Consider the following 24,270-nt stretch of genomic DNA (forward strand, 5'->3'; position numbering starts at 1 on the left):
GGCGGGTGAGCGATCTTTTTGTTTGGAGATATATTACCTCGCGGCTCTGCGAACGTCGTCCCGGAACAGGAACCCGATGCAGTATAGCCCCGCTAATCCAACGAGCGTGTACACGATGCGGCTGAGACCGGAGGACTCGCGGTGCGCGTCCCCGCCGAACAATGCCGAAACCAAATCCCATTCGAACAATCCCACAAGCAGCCAATTCAGTGCCCCAATGATAACAAGCGTTAATGCTGTTTTCGCCATGCTTGACACCTTCCTTGTGATGATATTGGTATTTGTTGTACTTGGTTATACGGTGTGTCGGAATCATTTTTTTTATGCATAAAAAACCGAGAATTTTTTGCCACACGGCACCGTCGTATCGAACGATAAATTTTACCCATACTACGGAATAAATGCTTTGCAAGGGAGGATTCGGTTACATGTCGCGAGCATCGATCCCAACCCTGTATCTTCGTTTACGCAAAAGAATGCGGGTGCGCAAAGGAGAAAGCGTCCTGCTCGGCGATATCGCCCAGCTCATCGTGGACCCGGAGTATGAGAACGAATTGAAACGGGTTCTTCTGTTTCGGCCTGAACAGCACGACGGCAATCTCGTACTGATCGATATGATGATGATTGTCCGGAAAGTCAAAGCTTTGTACCCCGAACTGGAGATCGAGCATTACGGCGAACCGCATATTCTGGTCGAAGTGTATGACTCGCCGAAACCGCCGAAGCTGCTGCTCATTACCATGGTGTGCGTGCTGCTGTTTATCGGTTCGGGGCTGGCGATTATGAATTTTCATGCCGATGTCAGCATGGCGGAAGTGCATAGGCGCATCTATCGGCTGCTTACCGGAAAAGAAGCGGAGCACCCGCTGCTTCTGCAAATTCCGTACTCGATCGGTATCGGCATCGGGATGATCGTGTTCTTTAATCATTTGTTCAAGAAAAAATTCAACGAAGAGCCGAGCCCGCTGGAAGTAGAAATGTTCATGTATCAAGAAAACGTAAACCATTACGTCATTACCGAAGAATACGGGAAAATTCACGAAAAAGCCGAGCAAGAAAGCAAGGGGGCGAAGTAGTGGGAATCGTAAGCGGGTGTCTGCAGATTTTGATCGGCATTGGCGGCGGGCTTGCCGTCGGGAGCGGGATGGTTGCTTTTCTCGTTGTGCTCGACGTGATTCCAAGGCTGGCCCAGACGACAAAGTCTTACGGATATATTCGTTTTTATGAAGGTGCCGTCGTACTGGGCTCCTTGTTTTTTACATTTACGGATTTCTTCGATTGGTCATACGCCTTGTTTCCAATGTCGGCTGCGTTATTCGGCGTTTTTGCCGGTTGCTTTGTCGGAATGCTCGCCGCCGCATTGACGGAAGTCATAAACGTATTACCTATCCTTGCCAAACGAATTGGGATGGAGTCCTACATGATTTGGATGCTGATGGCGATGATTTTCGGCAAAGTGATCGGTTCCATTATCGATTGGCTCGGCGTGCTGGGTTAAAGAAATAAACGATAGGAGGAAGGACACGATGTACAAGCAGATGAAACGGGCCAAACTCGTCAAAGGCAAAACCGTTTCGCAACCGGATCGGGACAAGGAGACTGCGCTCATTATTGACGCCGAAGGCAACATTATCGGGGAACAAAGTAAGCCGGTGCATGCCAAAGCGCAGGATGATCAAGGAGGCGGAGCACCGGATGAGCATCCGAAGCAGCAGCGGCAAACGAAACACGCAGCCGGCCGGAAATTGGATCACAATACCGTAATCCCGGATAATTTCGATGAGTTGAAGCAATCGCTGGAAGCAACCGTCGGCTTTAACCAAAGCTTTGACGTCGTATTTCGCGAAATGGTTTTTGGCGGCCAAAAGACAGGCATTTTTTACTACAACGGATTTGCGAAGGATGAAGTGCTGACCGAAATATTGGCGCGGCTCTCTTATGCGAGCGGGGAGCGCAGTTCGGAAAAAAGGGATGAACACCATTACGCGGATCTAAGGACAGGATCGCGGCATGGCGGAAACGTGGAAGATAGAAGCAAGCGGTCAGAAGAGAATGAAAGGGATACGGACAGCGGCGCGCGGGGACGCGGCGTCATCGGACTATTCGATGAAGCGCTCATTCCGCACATTCAAGTCAAGCGGACAAGCAAGCTGAAGGAAGCGGTAGATAACGTGGCAATGGGAGGTACGGCTTTCTTCTTCGAAGGACAAGACGAGGCCGTACTCGTCGATGCCAAAACATTCCCCGTCCGCTCGACGGAAGAGCCGGATCTCGAACGGGTCGTTCGCGGTTCGCGTGACGGTTTCGTAGAGACGCTGCTCACGAACGTTACGCTGGTACGACGCAGAATCCGCGATCCGAAGCTGACGCTGGAAATCATGCAGGTCGGCGCGCGGACGCAAACCGACGTGTGCATCGGATATATCAAGGATATATGTGATTTGAGTTTAGTCGAGGCGGTAAGGGACAAAATCAAGCAGGTGCAGGTCGATGGTGTACCGCTTGCGGAAAAACAACTGGAAGAGTCGATTATGGGCAAAGGCTGGAATCCGTACCCGATGGTGCGGTATTCCGAGCGGCCGGACGTCGTATCGGCGCATTTGCTCGAAGGCCATCTGATCGTCTTCGTCGATACGTCGCCTTCGGTTATGATTTTGCCTACGACGTTTTTCCACCATGTGCAGCATGCGGAAGAATACAGGCAAACGCCGCTGGTCGGATCCTACTTGCGGTGGGTTCGGTATATCGGGATCGCTGCGTCTATCTTTTTGCTGCCGCTATGGTATTTGATCGTAAGCATGCCCGGTCTTAAGCCCGCGGGACTCGATTTTCTCGGACCGCAGAAGATCGCGGAAATCCCGCTGCTGGGACAATTTTTAATAGCCGAGCTAGGCATTGATCTTATGCGGATGGCCGCCGTGCATACGCCGACTCCACTGGCAACGGCGATGGGGCTGGTTGCCGCCATATTGATCGGAGATATAGCCGTGAAGACGGGGCTGTTCGTCAATGAGGTCATTTTGTATCTTGCCGTAGCGGCCATAGGCACGTTTGCGACACCAAGCTATGAGCTTAGTTTGGCGAACCGCATATCGAGACTGCTGCTGCTCATCGCAACGGCCGTGTTCCAAGTTCCCGGCTTTGTAATCGGCTGCACGGTATGGCTTGTTTTCCTAACCCTGCAGCGCGCTTATAACACGCCTTACATGTGGCCGTTCATTCCGTTTAACGCCAAAGCTATGTACGATCTGTTGGTTCGGCGTCCGTTTCTGGCGATGACACGCCGTTTGAGCCTGACTAAAACGACAGATTCCACGCGCCAGCCGCAATAAAGCGCCGCTACGGGAACCGCTGCAGCAAATAGGCTGCAACGGTTCTTTTTGCTGTTGTCAGCTTATGCGGTTGTATGGTACTTTATTTGTAATGTCTTTTCAGGAAGAGGCGATAACAGACGATGTATTTACACGGAACAAGCAAAATCAACCAGCGGGGGCATCTGGAAATCGGCGGAGTCGATACGACGGAATTGGCCGAACGGTTCGGAACCCCCTTATATATAATGGACGAAGCTCTGGTTCGCCAGCGTTGCCGCGAATACGTAGAAGCATTCCGCGCATCCGGTTTGAAATTTCAAGTGGCATACGCGAGCAAGGCGTTTTGCGTGATGGCGATGTGCCGGCTCGTAGAAGAGGAGGGGCTGTCGCTCGACGTCGTATCGGACGGCGAGCTGTACACGGCGCTGCAAGCCGGTTTTCCGCCGGAACGGATTCATTTTCACGGTAACAATAAGACGCCGCAGGAAATTGGAATGGCGATCGATGCCAAAATTGGCTGCTTCGTGGTCGACAACTTCGTGGAAATGAACATGCTGCATGCGATTGCCGATGAAAAACGGCAAAAGGTTAAAGTGCTGCTGCGCATTACGCCGGGCGTCGAAGCGCATACGCATGAGTATATATCGACGGGTCAAACCGATTCCAAGTTCGGTTTCGACCTGGAGAACGGTGCCGCGTTCGAAGCGGTGAAGCAAGCGACCGCGCTTCCGCAGCTTGAACTGCTCGGCGTTCATTCGCACATCGGTTCGCAAATTTTCGAAACCGCCGGTTTCCGGATGGCCGTCGACAAAGTAACCGAATTCGTGATCAAAGTACGGGATGAATTGGACGTGGTGTTCCCGGTCGTCAATTTGGGCGGCGGCTTCGGCATCCGTTACGTGGAAGGCGATACGCCGCTTCCGGTATCCGAGTATGTGAAAGCTATTACGGATGCGGTCATATCGAATTTCAGCCGCGCCGGATACCCGCTCCCGGAAATTTGGACGGAGCCGGGCCGCAGCATTGTCGGCGAAGCAGGCACGACGCTGTACACAGTCGGCACGCACAAGGATATCCCGGGCGTACGCAAATATGTTTCGGTGGATGGCGGGATGACGGACAATCCGCGTCCGGCGCTGTACGAGGCGGTATACGAAGCGATGCTGGCCAATCGCGGCAAGGAAGCGAATGAAGAGTTGGTGTCGATCGCGGGCAAATGCTGCGAAAGCGGCGATATGCTGATTTGGGACGTTCAATTGCCGAAAGTGCGGACCGGCGATTTGCTTGCCGTTGCCAGTACTGGCGCGTATAACTATGCCATGGCGAGCAACTATAACCGGATTCGCCGGCCAGCCGTCGTATTCGTGCAAAACGGCCAGGCAGATGTCGTTGTGAAACGCGAATCGTTCGAAGATATCGCGGGCAACGACGTTGTACCGGAACGGATGAAGCAAGTAAGCAGGACGGTATAATCAAGATGGCAAAGCGGGGGCTCTCATAGAACCTCGTTTAACAAATGCGAATTACGAAGAACCCTCCGGAAGCGTGAGCGACTGCGGCGGAGGGTTCTTTTCGCGTGTGCATACGAACAGCGCAGCTTGCTGCATCGAAGGAATTGCGGCTGGTATTTGTATATCCCGTGGATTCATAGTAAAATAATGAGGTTAACGACAACCGATGCATTAAAGGAGTGTACATACTTTATGGCAAAGCAAGCATTTATCAAATTGGCTGACGGCAACGAAGTCGTGCTCGATCTGTTCGACAAGGACGCGCCGAATACGGTCGCTAACTTCGAGAAGCTCGCCAACTCCGGATTTTACAACGGGCTTGTATTTCACCGCGTCATTCCGGGCTTCGTAGCCCAAGGCGGGTGCCCGAGCGGGACAGGCACTGGGGGTCCCGGCTACACGATCAACTGTGAAATCAACCCAAACAAGCATGAGCGCGGCACACTCGCCATGGCCCATGCCGGACGCAATACGGGCGGCAGTCAATTCTACATCTGCTATGCGCCGCAGCCGCATCTGGACGGACAGCATACCGTTTTTGGCAAAGTAGTCAAAGGCATGGAGCATGTCGATGCGTTCAAAGGCCGCGACAAGATGGAATCCGTAGAAGTGAAAGAAGTTTGATTTGAGGCAGCTATAGACAAAGCGCAAAACACACGTTATACTGTTTTACAATAAAAGCTAAACCTTCGGGGCAGGGTGAAATTCCCTACCGGCGGTGATTCCGGCAGCTTGCTGCCGGATCAGTCCGTGACCCGTGCGGCTGCATCAAGCGTTAACGCAGCCGCCGGTGGACTCGGTGCAACTCCGAGACCGACAGTATAGTCTGGATGGGAGAAGGGAAAGCGGGAAACGTTCAGTTCGTATCCTCATATGTGCTTATTTTCACATGTAAGGATCGACCGGGTACGTCTGTCCAATTCAGCATATCTTCCGAATGCCGATGGCATTCTGCAGCTTGCGGTTTGAACGGCGTCCCACGGTTTGGTTCCTGATGCGTGCAGATAACGCATATGCTTAGGCTTATTGAAGTCTGTCAGCCAAGGGATGACAACCGAAACCGTTTCGCCGCTGCATTCCGACAAAATTCTCCAAGCCCCTTTTTGATTTTTCAAAAAGCGGGCTTTTTTTGCATACAACCGGAGAGAAAGGACGAAGTGGCATGGAGCCGTTGACTGACGAATATTACATGCGGCTCGCGCTGCAGCTGGCGTCCGCCGCTGCCGGGCAAACGGGGATTAACCCCGTTGTCGGCTGCGTGCTTGTGAAAGACGGCCGTATCGTAGGGATGGGCGCGCATTTGAAGCGGGGCGAAGCGCACGCGGAAATTCACGCGCTGCAAATGGCGGGCCGAGAAGCCGAAGGCAGCACGGCGTACGTCACGCTGGAGCCGTGCAGCCACCACGGCCGAACGCCGCCTTGCAGCGACCGCCTCATCCGCGAAGGCGTGAAGCGGGTCGTCGTCGCGGCGACCGACCCGAACCCGCTCGTCGCGGGGAGCGGGTTGAACCGGCTGCGCGCGCACGGCATCGAGGTGACAAGTGGGGTGCTCGAGCGGGAGGCGAACTTGTTGAATGAAGCATTCAACAAGTTCATCACCACCCGCCGGCCCTTCGTCACCGTGAAGTCCGCCAGCACGCTGGACGGCAAGATCGCCGCGAAGACGGGCGACAGCAAGTGGATCACCAGCGACGCTGCGCGATCGCGGGTCCACTCGCTGCGCCACCGCCATCAGGCGATCATGGTCGGCATCGGAACCGTACTGGCCGATGACCCCGCGCTCACGACCCGGCTCGAAGTACCGGGTCTGAACCCGATCCGCGTCGTCGTCGACTCGACGCTGAGAATCCCGCACGATGCGAAGCTCGTGCGGAACGGGGCGGCGCCTACGGTCGTGCTGACGACCGAACGGGCGCCGGAGGCGCGCCGCCGCGAGCTCGAAGCGCTCGGCGTGGAGGTCATCGACTGCGGCCCGGGGCCGGCCGTCGATCTGAACGCCGCCATGGAGCGGCTCGGCGAGCGCGAGATCGGCTCGCTGCTCGTCGAAGGCGGCGGCAAGCTGAGCGGCGCGATGCTGGAGCGGCGCCTGGCCGATAAGCTGGTGCTGTTCTACGCGCCGCGCATCATCGGTGGGGGCGCGCTCGCTCCCGGCAATTTCGACTTCGCCGGCTTCGACGCCATGCGGGAAGCGATCCGCCTGGAGCGTGTCAGCGTGGATCAGGTCGGCGACGATGTTTGCATCACCGGATACCCCCGATATGAAAGCGAGGTGCAGTAAGCCGATGTTTACCGGCATAATTGAGGAAATGGGCGCCATGCGCCGCATCGACAAGCAAGGGCAGGCGATGGTGCTGACGATCGGCGCCCGCAAAATATTGACGGACGTGAAGCTCGGCGACAGCATCTCAGTGAACGGCGTATGCCTCACTGTCATCGCTTTCGACGGCCAGTCGTTCACGGTCGACGTGATGCCGGAAACGTTCCGTCGCACGAACTTGTCGCGGCTGGCCGTCGGCGCTTCGGTCAACCTGGAACGCGCGATGGCGGCAAACGGCCGGTTCGGCGGACATATCGTGCAAGGGCACGTCGATGCCACCGGCATCATCGAAAGCCGGACGCCGGAGGAGAATGCCGTCGTTTTTCGGATAGCGCCTCGCGAGACGAATATACTCAAATACATTATTCCGCACGGCTCGGTTACGATCGATGGCATCAGCCTAACGGTAGTCGATGTATCAGAGACTACGTTCACCGTGTCGATCATCCCGCACACGCTCGCCGAAACGGTTCTGCAGCATAAGAAACAGGGCGATGAAGTCAACCTGGAGTGCGATGTGCTCGGCAAATACATCGAGCGGCTGCTGACGCATGGAACGGTCGCAGGCAGCGCGTCATCGCGCAGCTCCGGCAAGCTGACGGCATCGTTTTTGGCGGATCACGGATTTATGTAAAGCGCACGCCGCTTTGAATACACAGAGAAGGAGTGAGTGGAGATGTCCGATTTGAAATTTCATTCGATTGAGGAAGCGATTTACGATCTGATGCTGGGGAAAGTCATTATCGTCGTGGACGACGAAGACCGCGAGAACGAAGGCGACTTTGTGGCCCTTGCGGAGAAAGCGACCCCGGAAGTGATCAATTTCATGATCAAGGAAGGCCGCGGCCTCGTCTGCGTGCCGATTGCCGAGGAACGGGCGCAGGAGCTTGATCTGCCGCCGATGGTCGCGCGCAATACCGACTACCACGGCACCGCCTTTACGGTGTCCATCGACCACGTAGAGACGACGACCGGCATTTCCGCGGCGGAACGTTCGCTTACGATCCAATCGATCATTGATCCGAAGACGAAGCCGCAAAGCTTTCGCCGTCCGGGACATATTTTCCCGCTGATCGCCAAAAGAGGCGGCGTTCTGCGCCGCGCAGGCCACACCGAAGCATCGGTGGATCTGGCGCGGATGTGCGGCTCTTATCCGGCCGCCGTCATTTGCGAAGTGATCAAAGAGGACGGGGAGATGGCCCGGGTCCCGGATTTGATGCAGATCAGCGAGAAGCACGGGCTGAAAATCATCACGATTCGCGATTTGATCGAATACCGCAACCATAAGGAGAAGCTTGTTCAGCGCGAAGTCGAGGTGCGGATGCCGACCGATTACGGCGTATTCCAAGCTATCGCCTACACGAATGTCTTAGACCAGAAGGAGCATGTCGCTCTGGTCAAAGGCAAAATCGACAGCGACCGTCCGACGCTCGTTCGCGTCCATTCCGAATGCTTGACCGGCGACGTGTTTCATTCGCACCGGTGCGACTGCGGACCACAGCTCGCTGCGGCGCTGAAGCAAATCGACGAAGCGGGCTCCGGCGTGCTGCTGTACATGCGGCAGGAAGGCCGCGGCATCGGTCTCATCAACAAGCTGAAAGCCTATAAGCTGCAGGAACAGGGCCTCGATACGGTCGATGCGAACCTGAAACTAGGCTTTGCCCCCGATTTGCGGGAATACGGGATCGGTGCGCAAATCTTGAAAGATGTAGGCGTCCGCAAAATGCGCCTCATGACGAACAATCCCCGCAAAATCCGCGGTCTGGAAGGCTACGGTCTGGAAGTGGTCGAGCGGGTGCCGATCCAAATGGAAGAAAACGAAGACAACACGAATTACCTGCATACGAAGCAGCTGAAATTGGGGCATCTGCTCGAGTTCAATAAGTAAGTTTCACAAAAAAATTCGACAAATCGGAAGGATGTAGAGTGCAAATGGCGAAAGTATACGAAGGACATTTGGTTTCGCAAGGACTGAAATACGGTATCGTAGTAGGCAGGTTCAATGAATTTATTACGCATAAGCTGCTGGGTGGCGCGGAGGATGCATTGAAACGCCACGGCGTACAGGAAGACGAGGTTGAAATCGCTTGGGTTCCCGGCGCATTTGAAATTCCTTTAATCGCGCAAAAGATGGCAGAGAGCGGACGTTACGACGCAGTCATTACGCTTGGGGCCGTTATTCGCGGATCGACGCCACATTTCGACTATGTTTGCAACGAAGCGGCCAAAGGCGTTGCCGCGATCGGTCTGAAAACCGGCGTGCCGACCATTTTCGGCGTACTTACGACGGATTCCATTGAGCAAGCCGTGGAACGCGCCGGTACAAAAGCCGGGAATAAAGGCTGGGAAGCGGCTGTAACGGCCATAGAAATGGCGAATTTGTCCAAGCAATTTTCCAAATAAGCAGCTTCATGACAGTTAAGGGGGAACATACAGAACGTGAAAGTCACAGTCAAACTGGATACCTTTGAGGGCCCCCTTGATTTGCTGCTGCACTTAATCGATCAAGCGGAAGTCGATATTTACGATATTCCGATCAAAGAAATTACCGATCAGTACATGGAATACCTTGATGCCATGCAGGAGCTGGAACTTGAAGTAACGAGCGAGTTTTTGGTGATGGCCGCTACGCTGCTCTCCATCAAGAGCCGAATGCTGCTGCCGAAGCCGCCGGTACTGGAAATGGAATTCGACGATTACATGATGGATGACGACTACGATCCGCGCGCCGAACTCGTGGCTAAGCTGATCGAATACCGCAAATATAAGGCAATTGCCGAACATTTGCGGGACAAAGAAGTGGAACGCAGTCTCATTTTTACGCGCGAGCCGGAAGATTTGACGCCTTATGTACCGACGGTTCCCGAGAATCCGGTAAAAGGGCTTCATATCTCCGATCTCGTTCAAGCGTTTCGCAAAGCGATGCGCCGCATGCAAAGCCGTAACACGATCGCCAAAATCCGCAAGGATGAAATCTCGGTCAAGGACCGGATGCTGGAAGTGGTCGATGCGCTGGAGCGCAGCGGCGGGAGAATGATGTTTTCCAAGCTGCTGGATGCGGAAGTGACGAAAGATTCCATTGTGGTGACCTTTTTAGCGATGCTGGAGCTTATGAAGGTGAAGCGCATCGTTTGTTTTCAACATAAGCTATTTGACGATATCGTGATCGAGGCAAGGGAGGAAGGAACGGCCAATGGATTTTGGGCAAATGAAATCAGTTATTGAAGGCTTGCTGTTCGTGGCGGGTGACGAAGGACTGAACGCCAAGCAGCTGGCTGAAGTACTGGAGCAGGACCCTAAGTTTACGGCCGAGCTGGTGCTAGACTTACAAAGCGATTTGAAACGGCAAAAGCGAGGGCTCCAAATCGTCGAGCTGGCCGGTACATTTCAGCTGGCGACCATCCCCGAGCATGCGCCTTATTTTGAGAAGCTGGCGCATTCGCCTTCCCGCGCTTCGCTGTCGCAAGCCGCCTTGGAGACGCTAGCCATCGTTGCATACCGACAACCGATCACGCGAGTCGATATTGAAGAAATCCGCGGCGTCAAGTCCGATCGCGCCTTGCAGACGCTGGTCGCCAAAGATTTGATTCAGGAGGTCGATCGGGCCGATGCGCCCGGGCGTCCTATTTTATACGGTACGACCAAGGCATTTTTGGATTACTTCGCACTGGCATCGATTCAAGACTTGCCGGAAACTTCATTGTTTGAAAATGACGATAATCTTGAAGAGGAAACCAGGCTGCTGTTCGAGAAACTGGACGGTAAACAGATGACCTTTGAGGACATCCCTGCGTCCGGCGAGATCGAACCTTGAACGCATGATCTTACAAATCAGGGCTATACTAACTTCCAAGGAATCGAAGCTGCAAGCTTCCCGAATTGGAAGTTTTTTGCGTTTTGGCCGATTGTGGCGCGGGAGGGTGATATTTTTTATGATCTGGCTTTGGGTTGCGGGCATCTTGTGCTTTGTGCTGCTTATTATCCTTTTCAGCAAAATTCGCATGCGCGTTTCTTTTAACCGGCAGGACACGAACGACGATCTGTTAATCGACGTCAGCGCGTTGTTCGGCCTCATTCACTTGCGTTATTCGATGCCGGTTTTTCAATTCAAGGGGATGCTGGAAGGACTCGAACTGAAGACGGAGCAGGTAAATGCCAACGCCGGGCATTTGATCGGAAATCAGCACAGACACATAACCATAGAAAAAGTAAGACGCGCTTTTCACAACGTGCAGCTGCTTTTGCAGCATTGCTTTCATTTTCATGATTGGCTAAAAGCGGGCTTGTCGCATGTACATTGCGACCGATTTGTTTGGAAAACATCGATCGGGCTTGACGATGCAGCGAATACGGCGATTTCCGTCGGGACGCTATGGGGTCTCAAAACTTCGCTGCTCGGCTACGTTTTCCGGTTCGTCCATCTGGAAACGGAACCCAAGCTGCAAGTGATGCCGATGTTTAATCAGATGCGGTTTGAAATGGAAGCCGTGATTGAAGCCTATGTACGCTTCGCGTTTGCATTAAAAGCGGGAATACTGCTCCTCATCCGCATATTGAAGGTGAAAGACGGATGGAAAACATGGCGCACCATTGTGATGCGATCCGCAAAACGGGCAGCTTGAATAGCGGGTGCGGCGCGTGGGAAGCCTAACGAATGGGTAACGCCTTTAACACCATGAGCACAGGAGGGCAAAAGCGATGACAGATCATCCGATTCAAGGTTTAATGAAGACGGCCATGGAAAACATCAAAGAAATGGTCGACGTCAATACGATTGTCGGCGATCCGGTCGAAACGCCGGACGGCAGCGTCATTATGCCGATCAGTAAAGTAGGTTTCGGTTTTGCCGCGGGCGGCAGCGAGTTTGTTACCGACGATACGTCCGTTAACGGACGCAATGACGCGATGAACGCGCAAGTTCATTTGCCGTTCGGCGGAGGAAGCGGCGGAGGGGTCTCGATTACGCCGATTGCGTTTCTTGTTGTAGGCAAGCAAGGCGTCAAAATTGTTCCGCTCGATAACCAAACGCATCTTCTTGAGCGCTTGATCGACTCCGCGCCTCAGGTCGTCGATAAGATCCAAACGATGATGAAGGGCACTATGCAATCCGGAACAAGCGGCTCAACTATGGGATCGACTTCGGGATCGGGAACGCAGGTTACGAACAATATCGAGAACCAGAACTTTATCGTGTAACGATCTTTAGCTTATAAACAATGGCTGCTCTATCCGGGGCAGCTTTTTTATGCGTAAACGTTACATTTGCATTGCTCTTTCGTTGGCGATGTCTTAATATTAATTTTTAGAAACAGATATAGGACTTATGTCATAGGAGCGTGGTTCGCGTGAGGCTGCTGCCAACTAGATCCTGTACGCCCGGTATGCGGCTTGGAAAAAGCATTCATAGCGAAGAAGGCGTAGTTCTTCTTAATGAAAATGTGGAACTGACGCAAGGATTGATTCAACGTTTGAAGCAATATGGCGTCGACTTTCTTTATATTAAAGACGATGTGACCGATGACGTCAAAATAGAAGATCCGCTTTCCGATGAAACGCGGCTTAAAGCGCTTTCCGAAATTCGAACGCATTATCGCCAGTTTATGGAAGCGAACAGTCGGTCGAAGTTTTCCAAGAGCCACCTGCTGGGGCGCGCGTTCGGCAATGTGATGAAGATGATCGTGGATGATTTAAGCGAGAAGCAGGGAACGCTGATCATGCTGATGAATATGAACGTGCTGAATAACTATTTATACCAGCATTCCTTGAATGTGTGTATCTATACGACGATGCTCGGAATGGTAAACGGTTACTCCAAGGACGATATCATGACGCTCGGCATCGGCGCGCTGCTGCATGACATCGGGAAAACGAAAATTAACCAGGATATTATTAAAAAGCAAGGCCGTCTTACGGCGGAAGAGTTCGCGGAAGTAAAGAAGCATGCGGAGATCGGCTATCGTTTGTTGAAGGATGAGCCGAATATGCCTCTGCTATCGGCACACTGCGCGTTTCAGCATCATGAACGGGAAGACGGCAGCGGATACCCGAGAGGCATAGGCGGCAAGGATATACATGAATATGCCAAATGGATCGCTGTAGCCGACAGCTACGACGCCATGACAACGCACCGCGCTCATCGGCTGGCCATGCTCCCGCATCAGGCGATGGAAGTGCTGTTTGCAGGGGTCGGATCGTTGTATGAGCAAAAAAAAGTGGCGCTGTTTCGCGACAATGTAGCGATTTACCCGCTTGGCCTGACCGTATCGCTCAGCACCGGGGAAACCGGCGTCGTCGTCGGCGTCAATCCGACCGCTCCGCAGCGTCCGGTTGTGCGGGTGCTGACCGGACCGGGCGGAGAGCGGTTTTCCCAACCGTACGAAGTCGACTTATCGAAGCATCTCACCGTATTTGTAACGAAGGTGCAAGAGATATAAGGAGGGGATGTCATGTGCGGACGGTATACGATAACCGTCAGTTGGGATGAGCTTGTATTGCATTTTTTGCTTGATCGGAGATCGGCCAAGTATGCGCCCCGGTATAATGTGGCGCCGGGCCAGTGGATTCCTGCAATTATCGGTTCCATCCGGGAAGGTTCGGAGCTGCAGCAGACGCTCAACCGTTTCGGTGAGCTGCGCTGGGGGCTTGTGCCTTCCTGGGCGAAGGACGATAAGTCTGCTGCGCGGATGATCAATGCGAGATCGGAGTCGGCCGGCGAGAAGCCGTCGTTTCGTCCGCTGCTCAAGTCGAAGCGGTGCATTATTCCGGCGGACGGCTTCTACGAATGGAGCCGCTCCGGAGCGACCAAGCAGCCGTTCCGCATTACATTGCAAGACGGCGGGCTGTTCGGGATGGCGGCGTTATACGATACGTGGTTGATGCCGGCCGGCGAGAAGCTGCATACTTGTACCATATTGACCACGGAAGCCAACGAGCTGATTCGCGGCATCCATGAACGCATGCCGGTTATATTGGATCGTGAGGGAGAACGGCTGTGGCTGGATCGAGGAATACGCGAGGAACGCAAGCTTTTGCCGCTGCTTGTGCCGTACCCGGCCGATAAGATGCGGATGTACGAGGTGAACCCGAAGGTCGGCCGCGTGCAATACGATGCGCCGGACTGCATCGAGCCGTTGGTCTTGTAGCGAATCGTGAAGCTCCTTTTATTTTAAGCGCATTGACAGCGTAGCTGCGATGGCGCTTTTTTTGCGTGGAATCGGCTTTTGCGGAGCAGTGGTCTTTGTGATGTTCACCGGACATAACCCGGCTTGACAAGCATATACATGTACAAGATGGGTTTGAGCTTGTCTTGGTTTTGTATTTTCCTTGTAGCCTGTAGGAGGATGAACATGAAAAAATTACTGCTTGCCCTGCTTCTCGTTTGGACAGGGGTCATAGTGCCTGCCGGTGCGTATGCCGCCCCCGCGGTATCTACAGGCGCCGAGGCGGCCGCGCTGATCGATGTAACTTCCGGCCGCATTGTGTACAGCGCCAAAGGAGACAAGCCGATGCGGATCGCAAGCCTGACCAAAGTGATGACCGCCATTGTCGCCATCGATCACGGCACATTGTCGGATACGGCCAAAGTAAGCAAAAATGCATTCGGCAAAGAAGGATCTTCCATTTATTTGAAGCTGGGCGAAGAAATGAACTTAAAGGACTTGCTGTATGGAATGATGCTGCGGTCGGGTAACGATGCGGCCACAACGATTGCCGAGCACGTAGGAGGAAGCGTAGAGGGGTTCGCCTATTTGATGAACGAGAAGGCACGCATGCTCGGGATGACGAACTCCAGCTTTAAAAATCCTTCGGGACTCGACGAAGAAGGGCACTATTCCACAGCGAACGATATGGCCAAGCTGACCGCCTATGCGCTGAAAAATCCGGTCTTTCAGGAAATCGTAAAAACGAAAGTCAAAAAAGTGCCGAATCCGAATGAATCATGGGATTATACATGGGTCAATAAAAATAAGCTGCTCTCGATGTACGAAGGGGCTGACGGCGTAAAGACCGGTTATACGAAACTGGCCAAGCGCTGCCTGATTTCCTCCGCGACCCGCGGAGGGCAGCAGTTCGTGGTCGTTACGTTGAACGATCCGGATGATTGGGTGGACCATGCGAGACTGTTCGACTACGGCTTCCGAAACTATCCGCTGCATTCCGTCGTGCAGAAAGGCGAACCGATTGAGGGAACGGAGCTGGTGGCCGGGGCGTCGTTCCGGTACGCCGCATTGGAAGCCGAAAACAGCCGGTTTACCCGTAAAACGGTGCTGAACGACCCGGCGTCGGCAGGATACCGGCTCGGCGAAGCGGGACAGCTGCAGCTGTCGCTGGATGGCAAAGTCGTTGGCAGCGTGCCGCTTTATCCGAAGGACAGCCCAAGGCTGCAAATGAAAGACAAAACATCCTTTTCCTTTGTGGAAACGGATTACAGCGGAACCCGCATTCACAAGTGGCTTTACATTTTACAGTCGCTCGCGCGGGTCATGTTCACCGGACATATCGATTAGAGGAAGGGGACTTCGCGCATGGTGAACTTCATATGGCTCTTTTTTATCGTTGCCGGTTTTGTCGTAGCCGCTTTTCAAGGCAAGGTCGAGCTAGTGACGGAGGCTGTCTTTGACGGGGCCAAGAGCGGGGTAACGGTCTGCTTCGGCTTAATCAGCATTATGGTGTTTTGGCTCGGCATCATGCGGATCGCCGAAGACGCGGGACTGCTGCAGAAGCTGGCGAAGCTGCTGCAGCCGATCGTCCGGTTTTTATTCCCGGGCGTTCCCAAGGATCACCCGGCTCTTGGCTACATTATGTCGAACATGAGCGCCAACATCTTCGGACTTGGCAATGCCGCGACGCCGATGGGCATCAAAGCGATGCAGGAGCTGCAGCGCCTTAACTCGAACAAAGAAGCGGCAAGCCCCGCCATGTGTACGCTGCTTGCACTCAATACGGCCAGCATTACGCTGATTCCGACAACGCTGATCGCGATTCGCATGAGCTATAATTCCGCGAGTCCGACGGACATCGTCGGTACGACGCTGCTTGCAACGTTCGTATCCACGCTGGCCGCCATATTTGTAGACAGGTGGTACCGCAAGCGCAATACGCCGATCGGTCCGGGGAAAGGATGAATCCGATGTACAACTTCGTGAATGTCATATCGGTATGGGCTATACCGGTCATCATCGTATTTATTCCGCTTTATGCCGCGTACCGCAAAATCCCCGTCTACGAATCGTTCGTGGACGGGGCCAAAGACGGCTTCGACACCGCGATCCGCATCATCCCGCATTTGGTCGGCATGATGGTGGCGATCAGCGTATTTCGCGCGTCGGGAGCGATGGAGCTGTTTGTCGGCTGGCTGAAGCCGGTCTGCGAATGGATCGGCGTCCCGACCGAAGTGATTCCGCTCGCGCTGCTTCGTCCGATTACGGGAGCCGGATCGCTCGCCTTCACGACCGATTTGATTTCCCAATTCGGTCCCGATTCGATGATCGGTCGCATCGCTTCGACCATTCAGGGCAGCACGGACACTACGCTGTATGTCATTACCGTGTATTTCGGCGCGATCGGCATTCGCAAAGCCGGTTATGCGCTGAAAGTCGGTCTCATCTCCGACGCCGTCGGTTTCGTCGCATCCATCGTGATTTGTTACCTGGTGTTTGGATAAATTCCCCCGGTTGCACCCCCCATTTGCCCCGCACATATATTGTAGCAGTAAACCCTTGACAAAGAGGTGAGCTGCTTGCCATACTACGGAGTCGTCGTTCATCATTCCGCATGTTACTCCATTAATGGAAAAGGGTATGATTTCTTTATCGCCAAAGCCGGTGCAATCATCCCTTCTTCCGAACAAACCGATCCGCTTTACATTCATGTTTGCCTCGAAGGAGACTTCTCCCAGCCGCGAAATCATTGGAGTGCCGAACAAAAAGAACAGATATTTATCCTGAACAAATTGGTGCTGCGCCTTGCCGAATTAAACGATTTTCAGCCGCAGGACGTATTCCCGCATTCGAATTCTTGTCCGGGACCGAAATTTCCCTGGTCTCAACTTGTGATTTCACCCGAGGATAGGTATCATTAGCATGAGGTGAATTCCATTCATGGAACGATTGCAAAAAGTATTGGCTGAAGCGGGCATCGCATCCCGCCGCAAATGCGAAGAATTGATTACAGCCGGACGGGTAGAAGTCAACGATCGCGTTGTAACGGTACTGGGCGTCAAGGTTGATCCGGCCCAGGATTTAATTAAAGTGGACGGGCGTCCGATCCGGCGCGAATCCAAGGTGTACGTTTTGTTCAACAAGCCGAAGGGCGTCATCACAAGCGCGCAAGATCCGGAAGGCCGGAAAACGGTAACCGACTTCTTCAAAATTTTGAAAGAGCGGATATATCCGATCGGAAGACTGGATTACGATACGGAAGGGCTGCTGCTGCTTACGAACGACGGTGAATTCGCGCATCTGCTGACCCATCCGAAGCACCATGTCCCGCGCACCTATTTGGCTACCGTCAAAGGCGTTCCGCACGGAACCGCATTGGACAAGCTGAAAAGCGGAATCAAACTGGAGGATGGCATGACCGCTCCGGCCGAAGTGGATTACCACGACATCGATCCACAGAAAAACGAAACGGTCGTCAAAATCACGATTTTCGAAGGACGCAACCGGCAAGTGCGGCGTATGTTCGACGCCATTCATCATCCGGTGATCAAACTGAAACGCGTCCAATTCGGTCCGCTTCAGCTGTCGGGCGTCCCGCGCGGCAAGCACCGGCATTTGACGCCGCAGGAAGTGCGCGAGCTTCGCGAGGAAGCGCTGGCCGCAGGCGATGCAGAGTCACATAAAATTCAAAAAGGCGAATAATGCAAGCTTAAATTTTCGCTATAATAAAGTTGATGCTTTAGCAGTAACTCGTTTGAAGGTGTGGGATGATGGGGAAAAATAAAAAGTGGATCCAGATTGCCATATTCGCCGTCATTGTCGTCATCGGCGCATTGACGCTTGTCAGCAATTTGTTTTTGAGCGATAAGAAGCCTGTCGTAGGCTCCAAAGCCCCGGACTTTACTTTGCTCGGATTGGACGGCAAGACGCATAAGCTTTCGGATGCCAAAGGGAAAGTCGTCGTGGTCAATTACTGGGGAACCTGGTGCGAACCTTGCCGCAACGAAATGCCGGCGCTAGAGCGCCAGCATGCAAAGTGGACGGGCAAAAACGTGGAAATTCTCGGGCTTAATCTCGACGAACCGCGCGTGGCGGTGGAAAACTTCATTAATCAATATAAAGTGACGTTTCCGATTTTGTTCGACAAAAATGAAGAGAACCGCAAACGGTACGGCGTCACCCAATACCCGACAACGTTTTTCATCGGCACCGACGGCAAAATCGCCGAAATCAAAATCGGTGAGATGAGCGAGGCTACCATTGAGAGTACGATAACGACTTTATTAAAATAAGCGTGTTTTGCCGAAAAAGAGCAGCGAGTTCAGTGAAAAACCACTGCTTTTTTTTCGCGTATACGTAGGAGGCGCCATGATTCAAAATACAAAATGCGAATGCGGACACCAGAATCATATCGGTACCGTCCTATGCGAATCCTGCGGCAAGCCGCTTCAGGACGAAGGCGGCAACGATGTGCTGGAGATGAAGTACGACGGCGTCGCCAGACGTTCTCAGCGGGAAAATCCGGGTGCGCTGGACCTGGTGTGGAATTTCTTTTCATCCGTAAAAATCGCAGTATATCTTATTGTCATCACGCTGCTGGTCTCGGTGCTGGGAACGATTTATCCGCAGGAAAGTACGTTTCTGAACATCGATCCGTCGGTATACTACAAGGAAACGTACGGCACGCTCGGTCAAATTTATTATTTCTTGGGCTTGTCCCATACATTCGAGTCTTGGTGGTATATTTTACTTCTTTTTATGATCGGCACTTCGCTTGTCGTCTGCAGCCTGGACCGGGTGCTTCCGTTGTACCGGGCACTGAGCAAGCAGCAAATCCGCAAGCATCTGAGCTTTCTGACGAGACAGAAAGTAACGTTCAGCGGGCCGCTTCCCGCCGGAGCCGGGGCAAGCGCTTCGAACGAAGAGGCGGCGGAAGTATGGACTTCGAAAGCGGCCGGACTGCTGCAAAAGAGACATTACCGCGTACATACCGACGGTACGGCGCTGCTCGCGGAAAAATACCGCTTCAGCCGTTGGGGGCCTTACATTAACCACATCGGCCTGATCATTTTCCTTGGAGCCGTTCTGATGCGCAGCATCCCCGGCTGGCATATGGACCAGCATGTCGCTTTTCCCGAAGGAAAGCTCGTGAAAATTCAAGATACGCCGTATTACTTGAAAAATGAGAAGTTTACGATCGACTTTTATGCGCCGGAGGAAATGTCGGAAGAATTCCGTTCGAAAGGACAGGACGTCCCGAAGATTTACGAAACGAAGGCGGTGCTTTACGAGTGTAAAGCGAGCTGCAACGATCCGGTCAAGGAGCCGGTGCTGGAGGAAGTGCATCGACAGGATATCGTTGTGAACAAGCCGCTGGAATACAAAGGACTCATGGCGTATCAGTTTGATTTCAACCTGTCGCCGATGCTGCTTGAGGTGAAACCGTCGCTGAAGGACAAAAAGACCGGCGAAGTGTACGGGACGCTGGACATCCGCATGGACAAGCCGGCGGAGGTTTACAAAGCGGGACCTTACGAGCTGAAGCTGAAAGCCTATTTTCCGGAATTCGCACTCGATGACAAAGGCGTTCCGCTCACGAAGTCCAATGAGCCGAAGATGCCGGGCTTCGTCTTCACGATTACAGGACCGGGGATTTCGTCCCAGGGCGAGCCTTTTATTTATTTCCCTCGCCAAGTCGACAAAGCAAACTTCCGTCAAGACGAAATCAACGGCGCCCTCGCCGACAAACTCGATCTGTCGGTCGGATCGATGGCGGATGTGGCGATTTCGGAATACGTAAGCTATCTCAACATTCGGATCGACCGGGCGATGCCTCTGATCTGGGTCGGAGCCGCCATTTCGATGGTCGGTTTGATCATGGGATTTTATTGGCAGCACCGGCGCATTTGGCTGCGAATCGATGACAACCGGATCACGCTCGGTGCTCATACGAACAAAAACTGGTTCGGCGTACGCAAGGAAGTAGCGGATTTGCTGCAAAAAAGCGGGATCGACGTCGATCCCAAGTCGTTAGAGAGAAGGGTGGCTGAAACGTGAGCAGTAACTTTTTGCTCGTTGCTTTTATCGTCTACGCGCTGGCGCTGATCGGCTTTGTCATCGCGATCACCGGCAAGAAGTCCGTGATGGTTACGGACCCGGAAGCTTACGGGAAACGCTGGGGGAATATAGGGATCGTGCTGACGATTATCGGGTTCCTTTCCCATCTGGCTTTCTTCTTCACCCGCTGGGCGGAAGCAGGGCATATTCCAACCAGCAACATGTACGAATTTATGACGTTCCTAGCCATGATGATTGTACTCGCATTCATTATCGTCTTTTTCTTGTATCGCACGCCGGTGCTCGGCATCTTTGCCGTACCGATCGCGATCATTATTATCGGCTACGCTTCGGTATTCCCGCATGAAGTGCAGCCGCTCATTCCGGCTTTGCAGAGCTACTGGCTGAAAATTCACGTTACGACCGCCGCTTTCGGGGAAGCGTTCTTCGCCGTAGGCTTCGCTGCCGGACTGATGTATTTGCTGCAAAGCATCAATTTCAAGAGCGCGGAGAAAGCGGACCGGAGGGAGCAGCGAGGGGTTGAGTTCACGTTATTCACCCTCGTGATGATCATTGCGTTCGTCGCCGCCATCTTCAGCTTTAACGGCTCGGGTTATCACGCCCGCTTTGCAAACGAAGTGACGGTAACGGGAAAAGATAATGTGGAACAAGTGATCAAGCAAAATGTGGATTATGTGTTACCGCCGATCGTTGCGCCATACCAGGGACAGCTCGTCGAGATGAAGCCGTTTCTCGGCATGAAAGAGCCATTGTTCGAGGCTCCTTCCTGGATGAAAGGGGCGAACGCCGGCAGGAAGCTGAACACCGTCATTTGGTCGGTGGTGTGCGGCGCGCTGCTGTACGTCATACTGCGGCTTATCGTGAGGCGTCCGCTCGGCGAAGCGCTTCAGCCGCTTCTGCACGGAATGGACCCGGACGATGTGGATGAAATCGGCTACCGCGCTATCGCGATCGGGTATCCGATCTTTACGCTCGGCGCGCTTATTTTTGCGATGATTTGGGCGGCGGAAGCATGGGGACGGTTCTGGGGTTGGGACCCGAAGGAAGTGTGGGCGCTGATCGTTTGGCTTTTCTACGCGGCCTATCTTCATTTGCGGCTCTCCCGGGGCTGGCAGGGCAAACGTTCCGCCTGGCTGTCCGTTATCGGTTTCATTGTGGTCATGTTTACGCTGATCGGTGTTAACCTTGTCATCGCCGGACTGCATTCTTATTCCGGTGTGTAACGATTTGAATTTTGAAATAACATGCCTAAGGAGGTTAGGTAGATGACAGAGCCGAAAAAGACGATTTTGGTCGTTGACGACGAAGAACGGATTCGCCGACTGCTGCGAATGTACCTGGAGAAAGAAAATTACGTAATTGAAGAAGCGGAAGACGGAGAGACAGCGCTGCGCAAAGCGATGGATACCGACTTCGATCTCATTTTGCTAGATGTGATGCTGCCGGGCATTGACGGCAATGAGGTATGCGCAAGGCTGCGCCAGATGAAATCGACGCCGATCATTATGCTGACGGCCAAGGGCGAGGAGACGAACCGAGTGCAAGGCTTCGAATCAGGCGCGGACGATTATGTCGTGAAGCCTTTCAGTCCTCGGGAAGTCATATACCGGGTGAAGGCGATACTTCGCCGTTCCTCAGTTACGGCTTACTTGTCCAAAGAGGTGAACACGAGCAACAATATCGTGTTTCCGAATCTTGTGATCGAGCACGACGCGCACCGGGTAACGGCCGGCGGTCAGGAAGTGGCGCTTACGCCGAAAGAGTATGAGCTGCTTCACTACTTGGCGGTTTCTCCGGATAAGGTGTTCTCGCGGGAGGAACTGCTCAAGGATGTGTGGAATTATGAATTTTTCGGCGATTTGCGTACGGTGGATACGCATGTGAAACGGCTCAGAGAGAAGCTGAATAAAGTGTCGCCGGATGCTGCGGGCATGATCACGACCGTGTGGGGCGTCGGCTACAAACTCGAGGTGCCGAAATAAGTGTTTATTCTTAGAACCATCGTAGGCAAATTGTGGATTACGATCATTGGGCTGGTTGTCGTTGTGCTGTTGACGCTCAGCCTCTTTTTATTCCAGTATATCGAGACGTCGTTTCCGAAGTCGCAGGACCAGGTCGACAATTTGCGTAAAATGGCGGTCAAGGTCGCGGACGAAATAACGCTTCACCGGGAAGAGCGGCGGTACCTGCAAGTCGTCAATGAACTGCTGAGCGCGCAGGAAGCAAGCACGATCGTGATCGATACCGAATTCATGCAGATCAACTCGCCGGTCGAGCAGCCGAAAGGCTCTGTCCTCGGTTTTGAATCCTTTTTCCTGAAGTCCGACTTGCAAAAAGTGTTCGCCGGTCAAATTATCGATAACCGTGTAATCGGAGGTCCGGTTCCGCAGACGCCGATGAACCGAGAATATACGGCTGTCGCCGTTCCATTCATGAATGAGTCGCAGACGCAGATCGGCGGAGCGCTCATATTGTATCAGCTTACGCAGTCTTATGAAGAAACGCAATCCTATGTGAAACGTTTGTTTGTAGTCGTCGGGGTTTGCGGTTTTCTGATGACGACGTTTTTCGCCTTCTTTCTGCTGACGAAAATTACCCAGCCGCTGCAAAAGCTGCGCAAAGCCGCCGATCTCATTTCCAAAGGAGAGTACGGCACCCGGGTGCCGATCACGTCTTCGGACGAAATCGGGGAGCTTGGGCAAACGTTTAACCATATGGGCGAGCAGCTTTCGGATACGATCAAGGCGCTCAGCCATGAGAAGGAGCACTTGGCCAGTGTCCTGCGAAGCATGACGGATGCCGTCATCACGTCCGATGCGGACGGTCAAGTCATTTTGACGAACCCGCAGGGAGAACGGATCATTCGGGAGTGGGGACGGATCGGCTGGTCGGAGCCGGACGGACCGGGTTCTTCCGGCGAGCCGGGGAACCGCATTCCGCTGCCGATGCAGCCGCTCTTTCAGGCGGTTATCCAAGAGGCGAAAGAAATGACCTCCAAGCTGCATGTGCAAAGCGAGGTGTGGGACGTCGTCATGGCGCCGCTGTATTCGCGCGACGTGGTGCGCGGCGTCGTCGCCGTTATGCGGGACGTGACGGAAGAACACCGTCTGGATAAGCTGCGCAAAGACTTCGTAGCCAACGTGTCGCATGAGCTGCGAACGCCGCTTTCGATGCTGCAAGGCTACAGCGAGGCGCTGATCGACGATATCGCGGCATCGCCGGAGGAACGGAAAGAATTGGCCCAGGTCATCCATGACGAATCGCTGCGAATGGGCAGGCTGGTCAAAGATTTGCTGGACCTGGCGAAGATGGAGACGGGCAACATAGAGCTGAATTTCCGCCGGCTCGAAGTGGAGCCGTTTCTGAGACGGATTCACCGGAAATTCGCCGCGCTGTCGAAAGAGCGGGATGTCGCGATCACTTGCTCGTTTTCACACGAGGATCTTGTGTTAATGCTGGCGGACGAAGACCGTCTGGAACAGGTGCTTACGAATCTGCTCGACAATGCGCTGCGGCACACGCCGCCGCATGCGACGATCGAATTGCGAGCTTTGCAGCAGGAATGGCGGGGCGAACAAGCCGTACAGATCGATATTGCCGATCAAGGCCACGGCATACCGCCGGAAGATTTGCCGTTTATATTCGAACGGTTCTACAAGGCGGATAAGGCCCGTACGCGAGGCGCTTCCGGCGGGACGGGTCTAGGCCTGTCCATCGTCAAAAACATCGTGGAAGCGCATGATGGAACGGTACAGGTCAAAAGCCAGTTAGGACAGGGGACGACGTTTTCCATCCTGCTCCCGTGTAAACGGGGTAAAGACTGAACAAAAAAGAAGCTGCCGGCATGCCGGAGCTTCTTTTTTGTTTCCTCTTGTTTGCAAGCGTGCTTT

Annotated in this window: 26 protein-coding genes and 1 riboswitch; of the genes, 25 read left to right on the forward strand and 1 reads right to left on the reverse strand. The window is 53.6% G+C overall.

Translation table 11 applies throughout. The features are described from left to right. Window positions 1-33 precede the first annotated feature (33 nt). Window positions 34-249, reverse strand: coding sequence for a DUF378 domain-containing protein (locus ACFQI7_RS11545; protein WP_218099120.1), 216 nt, complete (start codon window positions 247-249; stop codon window positions 34-36). Between the two features lie 179 nt (window positions 250-428). Between ACFQI7_RS11545 and ACFQI7_RS11550 the strand changes: the two genes are divergently transcribed. From ACFQI7_RS11550 to ACFQI7_RS11670, 25 genes are all read left to right on the forward strand, one after another. Then, a complete protein-coding gene (locus ACFQI7_RS11550; protein ID WP_218099119.1) occupies window positions 429-1,076 on the forward strand; it encodes a stage V sporulation protein AA in 648 nt (215 codons plus the stop codon). Continuing rightward, window positions 1,076-1,498 (forward strand): stage V sporulation protein AB, encoded by a 423-nt coding sequence (locus ACFQI7_RS11555; protein WP_329958230.1) that lies wholly within the window; start codon window positions 1,076-1,078, stop codon window positions 1,496-1,498. Before ACFQI7_RS11550 ends, ACFQI7_RS11555 begins: the two co-directional genes overlap by 1 nt. Before the next feature lie 28 nt (window positions 1,499-1,526). After that, entirely contained in the window at window positions 1,527-3,332 is a 1,806-nt protein-coding gene (locus ACFQI7_RS11560; RefSeq protein WP_218099118.1) for a spore germination protein, read from the forward strand. Between the two features lie 122 nt (window positions 3,333-3,454). Next, the gene (gene lysA / locus ACFQI7_RS11565; RefSeq protein WP_218099117.1) at window positions 3,455-4,786 is read left to right on the forward strand and encodes a diaminopimelate decarboxylase; all 1,332 of its coding nucleotides are present in this window, start codon (window positions 3,455-3,457) and stop codon (window positions 4,784-4,786) included. Between the two features lie 231 nt (window positions 4,787-5,017). Next, the gene (locus tag ACFQI7_RS11570; protein ID WP_218099116.1) at window positions 5,018-5,449 is read left to right on the forward strand and encodes a peptidylprolyl isomerase; all 432 of its coding nucleotides are present in this window, start codon (window positions 5,018-5,020) and stop codon (window positions 5,447-5,449) included. A 57-nt stretch (window positions 5,450-5,506) separates the two neighbouring features. Beyond that, a riboswitch (FMN riboswitch) is annotated at window positions 5,507-5,671 on the forward strand. 316 nt (window positions 5,672-5,987) lie between these two features. Further along, the gene (ribD, locus tag ACFQI7_RS11575; RefSeq protein ID WP_218099115.1) at window positions 5,988-7,103 is read left to right on the forward strand and encodes a bifunctional diaminohydroxyphosphoribosylaminopyrimidine deaminase/5-amino-6-(5-phosphoribosylamino)uracil reductase RibD; all 1,116 of its coding nucleotides are present in this window, start codon (window positions 5,988-5,990) and stop codon (window positions 7,101-7,103) included. 4 nt (window positions 7,104-7,107) lie between these two features. Then, on the forward strand, window positions 7,108-7,776 hold the full coding sequence (gene ribE / locus ACFQI7_RS11580) for a riboflavin synthase (RefSeq protein ID WP_218099114.1): 669 nt from the start codon (window positions 7,108-7,110) through the stop codon (window positions 7,774-7,776). A 42-nt stretch (window positions 7,777-7,818) separates the two neighbouring features. After that, complete coding sequence (locus ACFQI7_RS11585) at window positions 7,819-9,030, forward strand: bifunctional 3,4-dihydroxy-2-butanone-4-phosphate synthase/GTP cyclohydrolase II (RefSeq protein ID WP_218099113.1); 1,212 nt, start codon at window positions 7,819-7,821, stop codon at window positions 9,028-9,030. Between the two features lie 44 nt (window positions 9,031-9,074). Beyond that, window positions 9,075-9,545, forward strand: a complete 471-nt coding sequence (ribH, locus tag ACFQI7_RS11590) for a 6,7-dimethyl-8-ribityllumazine synthase (protein WP_218099112.1) — start codon at window positions 9,075-9,077, stop codon at window positions 9,543-9,545. Window positions 9,546-9,581: 36 nt separating this feature from the next. After that, window positions 9,582-10,367, forward strand: a complete 786-nt coding sequence (locus ACFQI7_RS11595) for a segregation and condensation protein A (protein ID WP_218099111.1) — start codon at window positions 9,582-9,584, stop codon at window positions 10,365-10,367. Beyond that, window positions 10,336-10,956 carry an SMC-Scp complex subunit ScpB gene (scpB, locus tag ACFQI7_RS11600; RefSeq protein WP_218099110.1) on the forward strand — a complete coding sequence of 207 codons (621 nt, stop codon included), beginning with the start codon at window positions 10,336-10,338 and terminating at the stop codon, window positions 10,954-10,956. Before ACFQI7_RS11595 ends, scpB begins: the two co-directional genes overlap by 32 nt. 118 nt (window positions 10,957-11,074) lie before the next feature. Beyond that, window positions 11,075-11,764: a DUF2953 domain-containing protein gene (locus ACFQI7_RS11605; protein ID WP_218099109.1), complete on the forward strand. Its 690-nt coding sequence runs from the start codon at window positions 11,075-11,077 to the stop codon at window positions 11,762-11,764. A 76-nt stretch (window positions 11,765-11,840) separates the two neighbouring features. Further along, complete coding sequence (gene ytfJ / locus ACFQI7_RS11610; protein WP_218099108.1) at window positions 11,841-12,338, forward strand: GerW family sporulation protein; 498 nt, start codon at window positions 11,841-11,843, stop codon at window positions 12,336-12,338. A gap of 149 nt (window positions 12,339-12,487) precedes the next feature. Beyond that, window positions 12,488-13,576 (forward strand): HD-GYP domain-containing protein, encoded by a 1,089-nt coding sequence (locus ACFQI7_RS11615; RefSeq protein WP_218099107.1) that lies wholly within the window; start codon window positions 12,488-12,490, stop codon window positions 13,574-13,576. A 12-nt stretch (window positions 13,577-13,588) separates the two neighbouring features. Beyond that, window positions 13,589-14,284, forward strand: a complete 696-nt coding sequence (locus ACFQI7_RS11620) for an SOS response-associated peptidase (protein ID WP_218099106.1) — start codon at window positions 13,589-13,591, stop codon at window positions 14,282-14,284. 204 nt (window positions 14,285-14,488) lie between these two features. Continuing rightward, a complete protein-coding gene (locus ACFQI7_RS11625) occupies window positions 14,489-15,649 on the forward strand; it encodes a D-alanyl-D-alanine carboxypeptidase family protein (RefSeq protein ID WP_218099105.1) in 1,161 nt (386 codons plus the stop codon). A gap of 18 nt (window positions 15,650-15,667) precedes the next feature. Continuing rightward, the gene (locus ACFQI7_RS11630; protein WP_218099104.1) at window positions 15,668-16,267 is read left to right on the forward strand and encodes a nucleoside recognition domain-containing protein; all 600 of its coding nucleotides are present in this window, start codon (window positions 15,668-15,670) and stop codon (window positions 16,265-16,267) included. Window positions 16,268-16,272: 5 nt separating this feature from the next. Continuing rightward, window positions 16,273-16,806: a spore maturation protein gene (locus tag ACFQI7_RS11635; RefSeq protein ID WP_218099103.1), complete on the forward strand. Its 534-nt coding sequence runs from the start codon at window positions 16,273-16,275 to the stop codon at window positions 16,804-16,806. Window positions 16,807-16,872: 66 nt separating this feature from the next. Then, complete coding sequence (locus tag ACFQI7_RS11640; RefSeq protein WP_377516806.1) at window positions 16,873-17,223, forward strand: hypothetical protein; 351 nt, start codon at window positions 16,873-16,875, stop codon at window positions 17,221-17,223. A 19-nt stretch (window positions 17,224-17,242) separates the two neighbouring features. Further along, window positions 17,243-18,004 carry a pseudouridine synthase gene (locus tag ACFQI7_RS11645; RefSeq protein ID WP_218099101.1) on the forward strand — a complete coding sequence of 254 codons (762 nt, stop codon included), beginning with the start codon at window positions 17,243-17,245 and terminating at the stop codon, window positions 18,002-18,004. Between the two features lie 65 nt (window positions 18,005-18,069). Continuing rightward, window positions 18,070-18,594 (forward strand): thiol-disulfide oxidoreductase ResA, encoded by a 525-nt coding sequence (gene resA / locus ACFQI7_RS11650; protein WP_377516808.1) that lies wholly within the window; start codon window positions 18,070-18,072, stop codon window positions 18,592-18,594. 76 nt (window positions 18,595-18,670) lie between these two features. Further along, window positions 18,671-20,359: a cytochrome c biogenesis protein ResB gene (resB, locus tag ACFQI7_RS11655; protein ID WP_218099099.1), complete on the forward strand. Its 1,689-nt coding sequence runs from the start codon at window positions 18,671-18,673 to the stop codon at window positions 20,357-20,359. Then, complete coding sequence (ccsA, locus tag ACFQI7_RS11660; RefSeq protein ID WP_230414941.1) at window positions 20,356-21,603, forward strand: cytochrome c biogenesis protein CcsA; 1,248 nt, start codon at window positions 20,356-20,358, stop codon at window positions 21,601-21,603. Before resB ends, ccsA begins: the two co-directional genes overlap by 4 nt. Window positions 21,604-21,645: 42 nt before the next feature. Further along, window positions 21,646-22,362, forward strand: coding sequence for a response regulator transcription factor (locus ACFQI7_RS11665; protein WP_218099098.1), 717 nt, complete (start codon window positions 21,646-21,648; stop codon window positions 22,360-22,362). Next, on the forward strand, window positions 22,363-24,204 hold the full coding sequence (locus ACFQI7_RS11670; RefSeq protein WP_218099097.1) for an ATP-binding protein: 1,842 nt from the start codon (window positions 22,363-22,365) through the stop codon (window positions 24,202-24,204). Window positions 24,205-24,270 lie beyond the last annotated feature (66 nt).

This window comes from Paenibacillus allorhizosphaerae, from assembly GCF_042659105.1.
GTDB classification, from domain to species: Bacteria; Bacillota; Bacilli; order Paenibacillales; family NBRC-103111; genus Paenibacillus_G; species Paenibacillus_G allorhizosphaerae.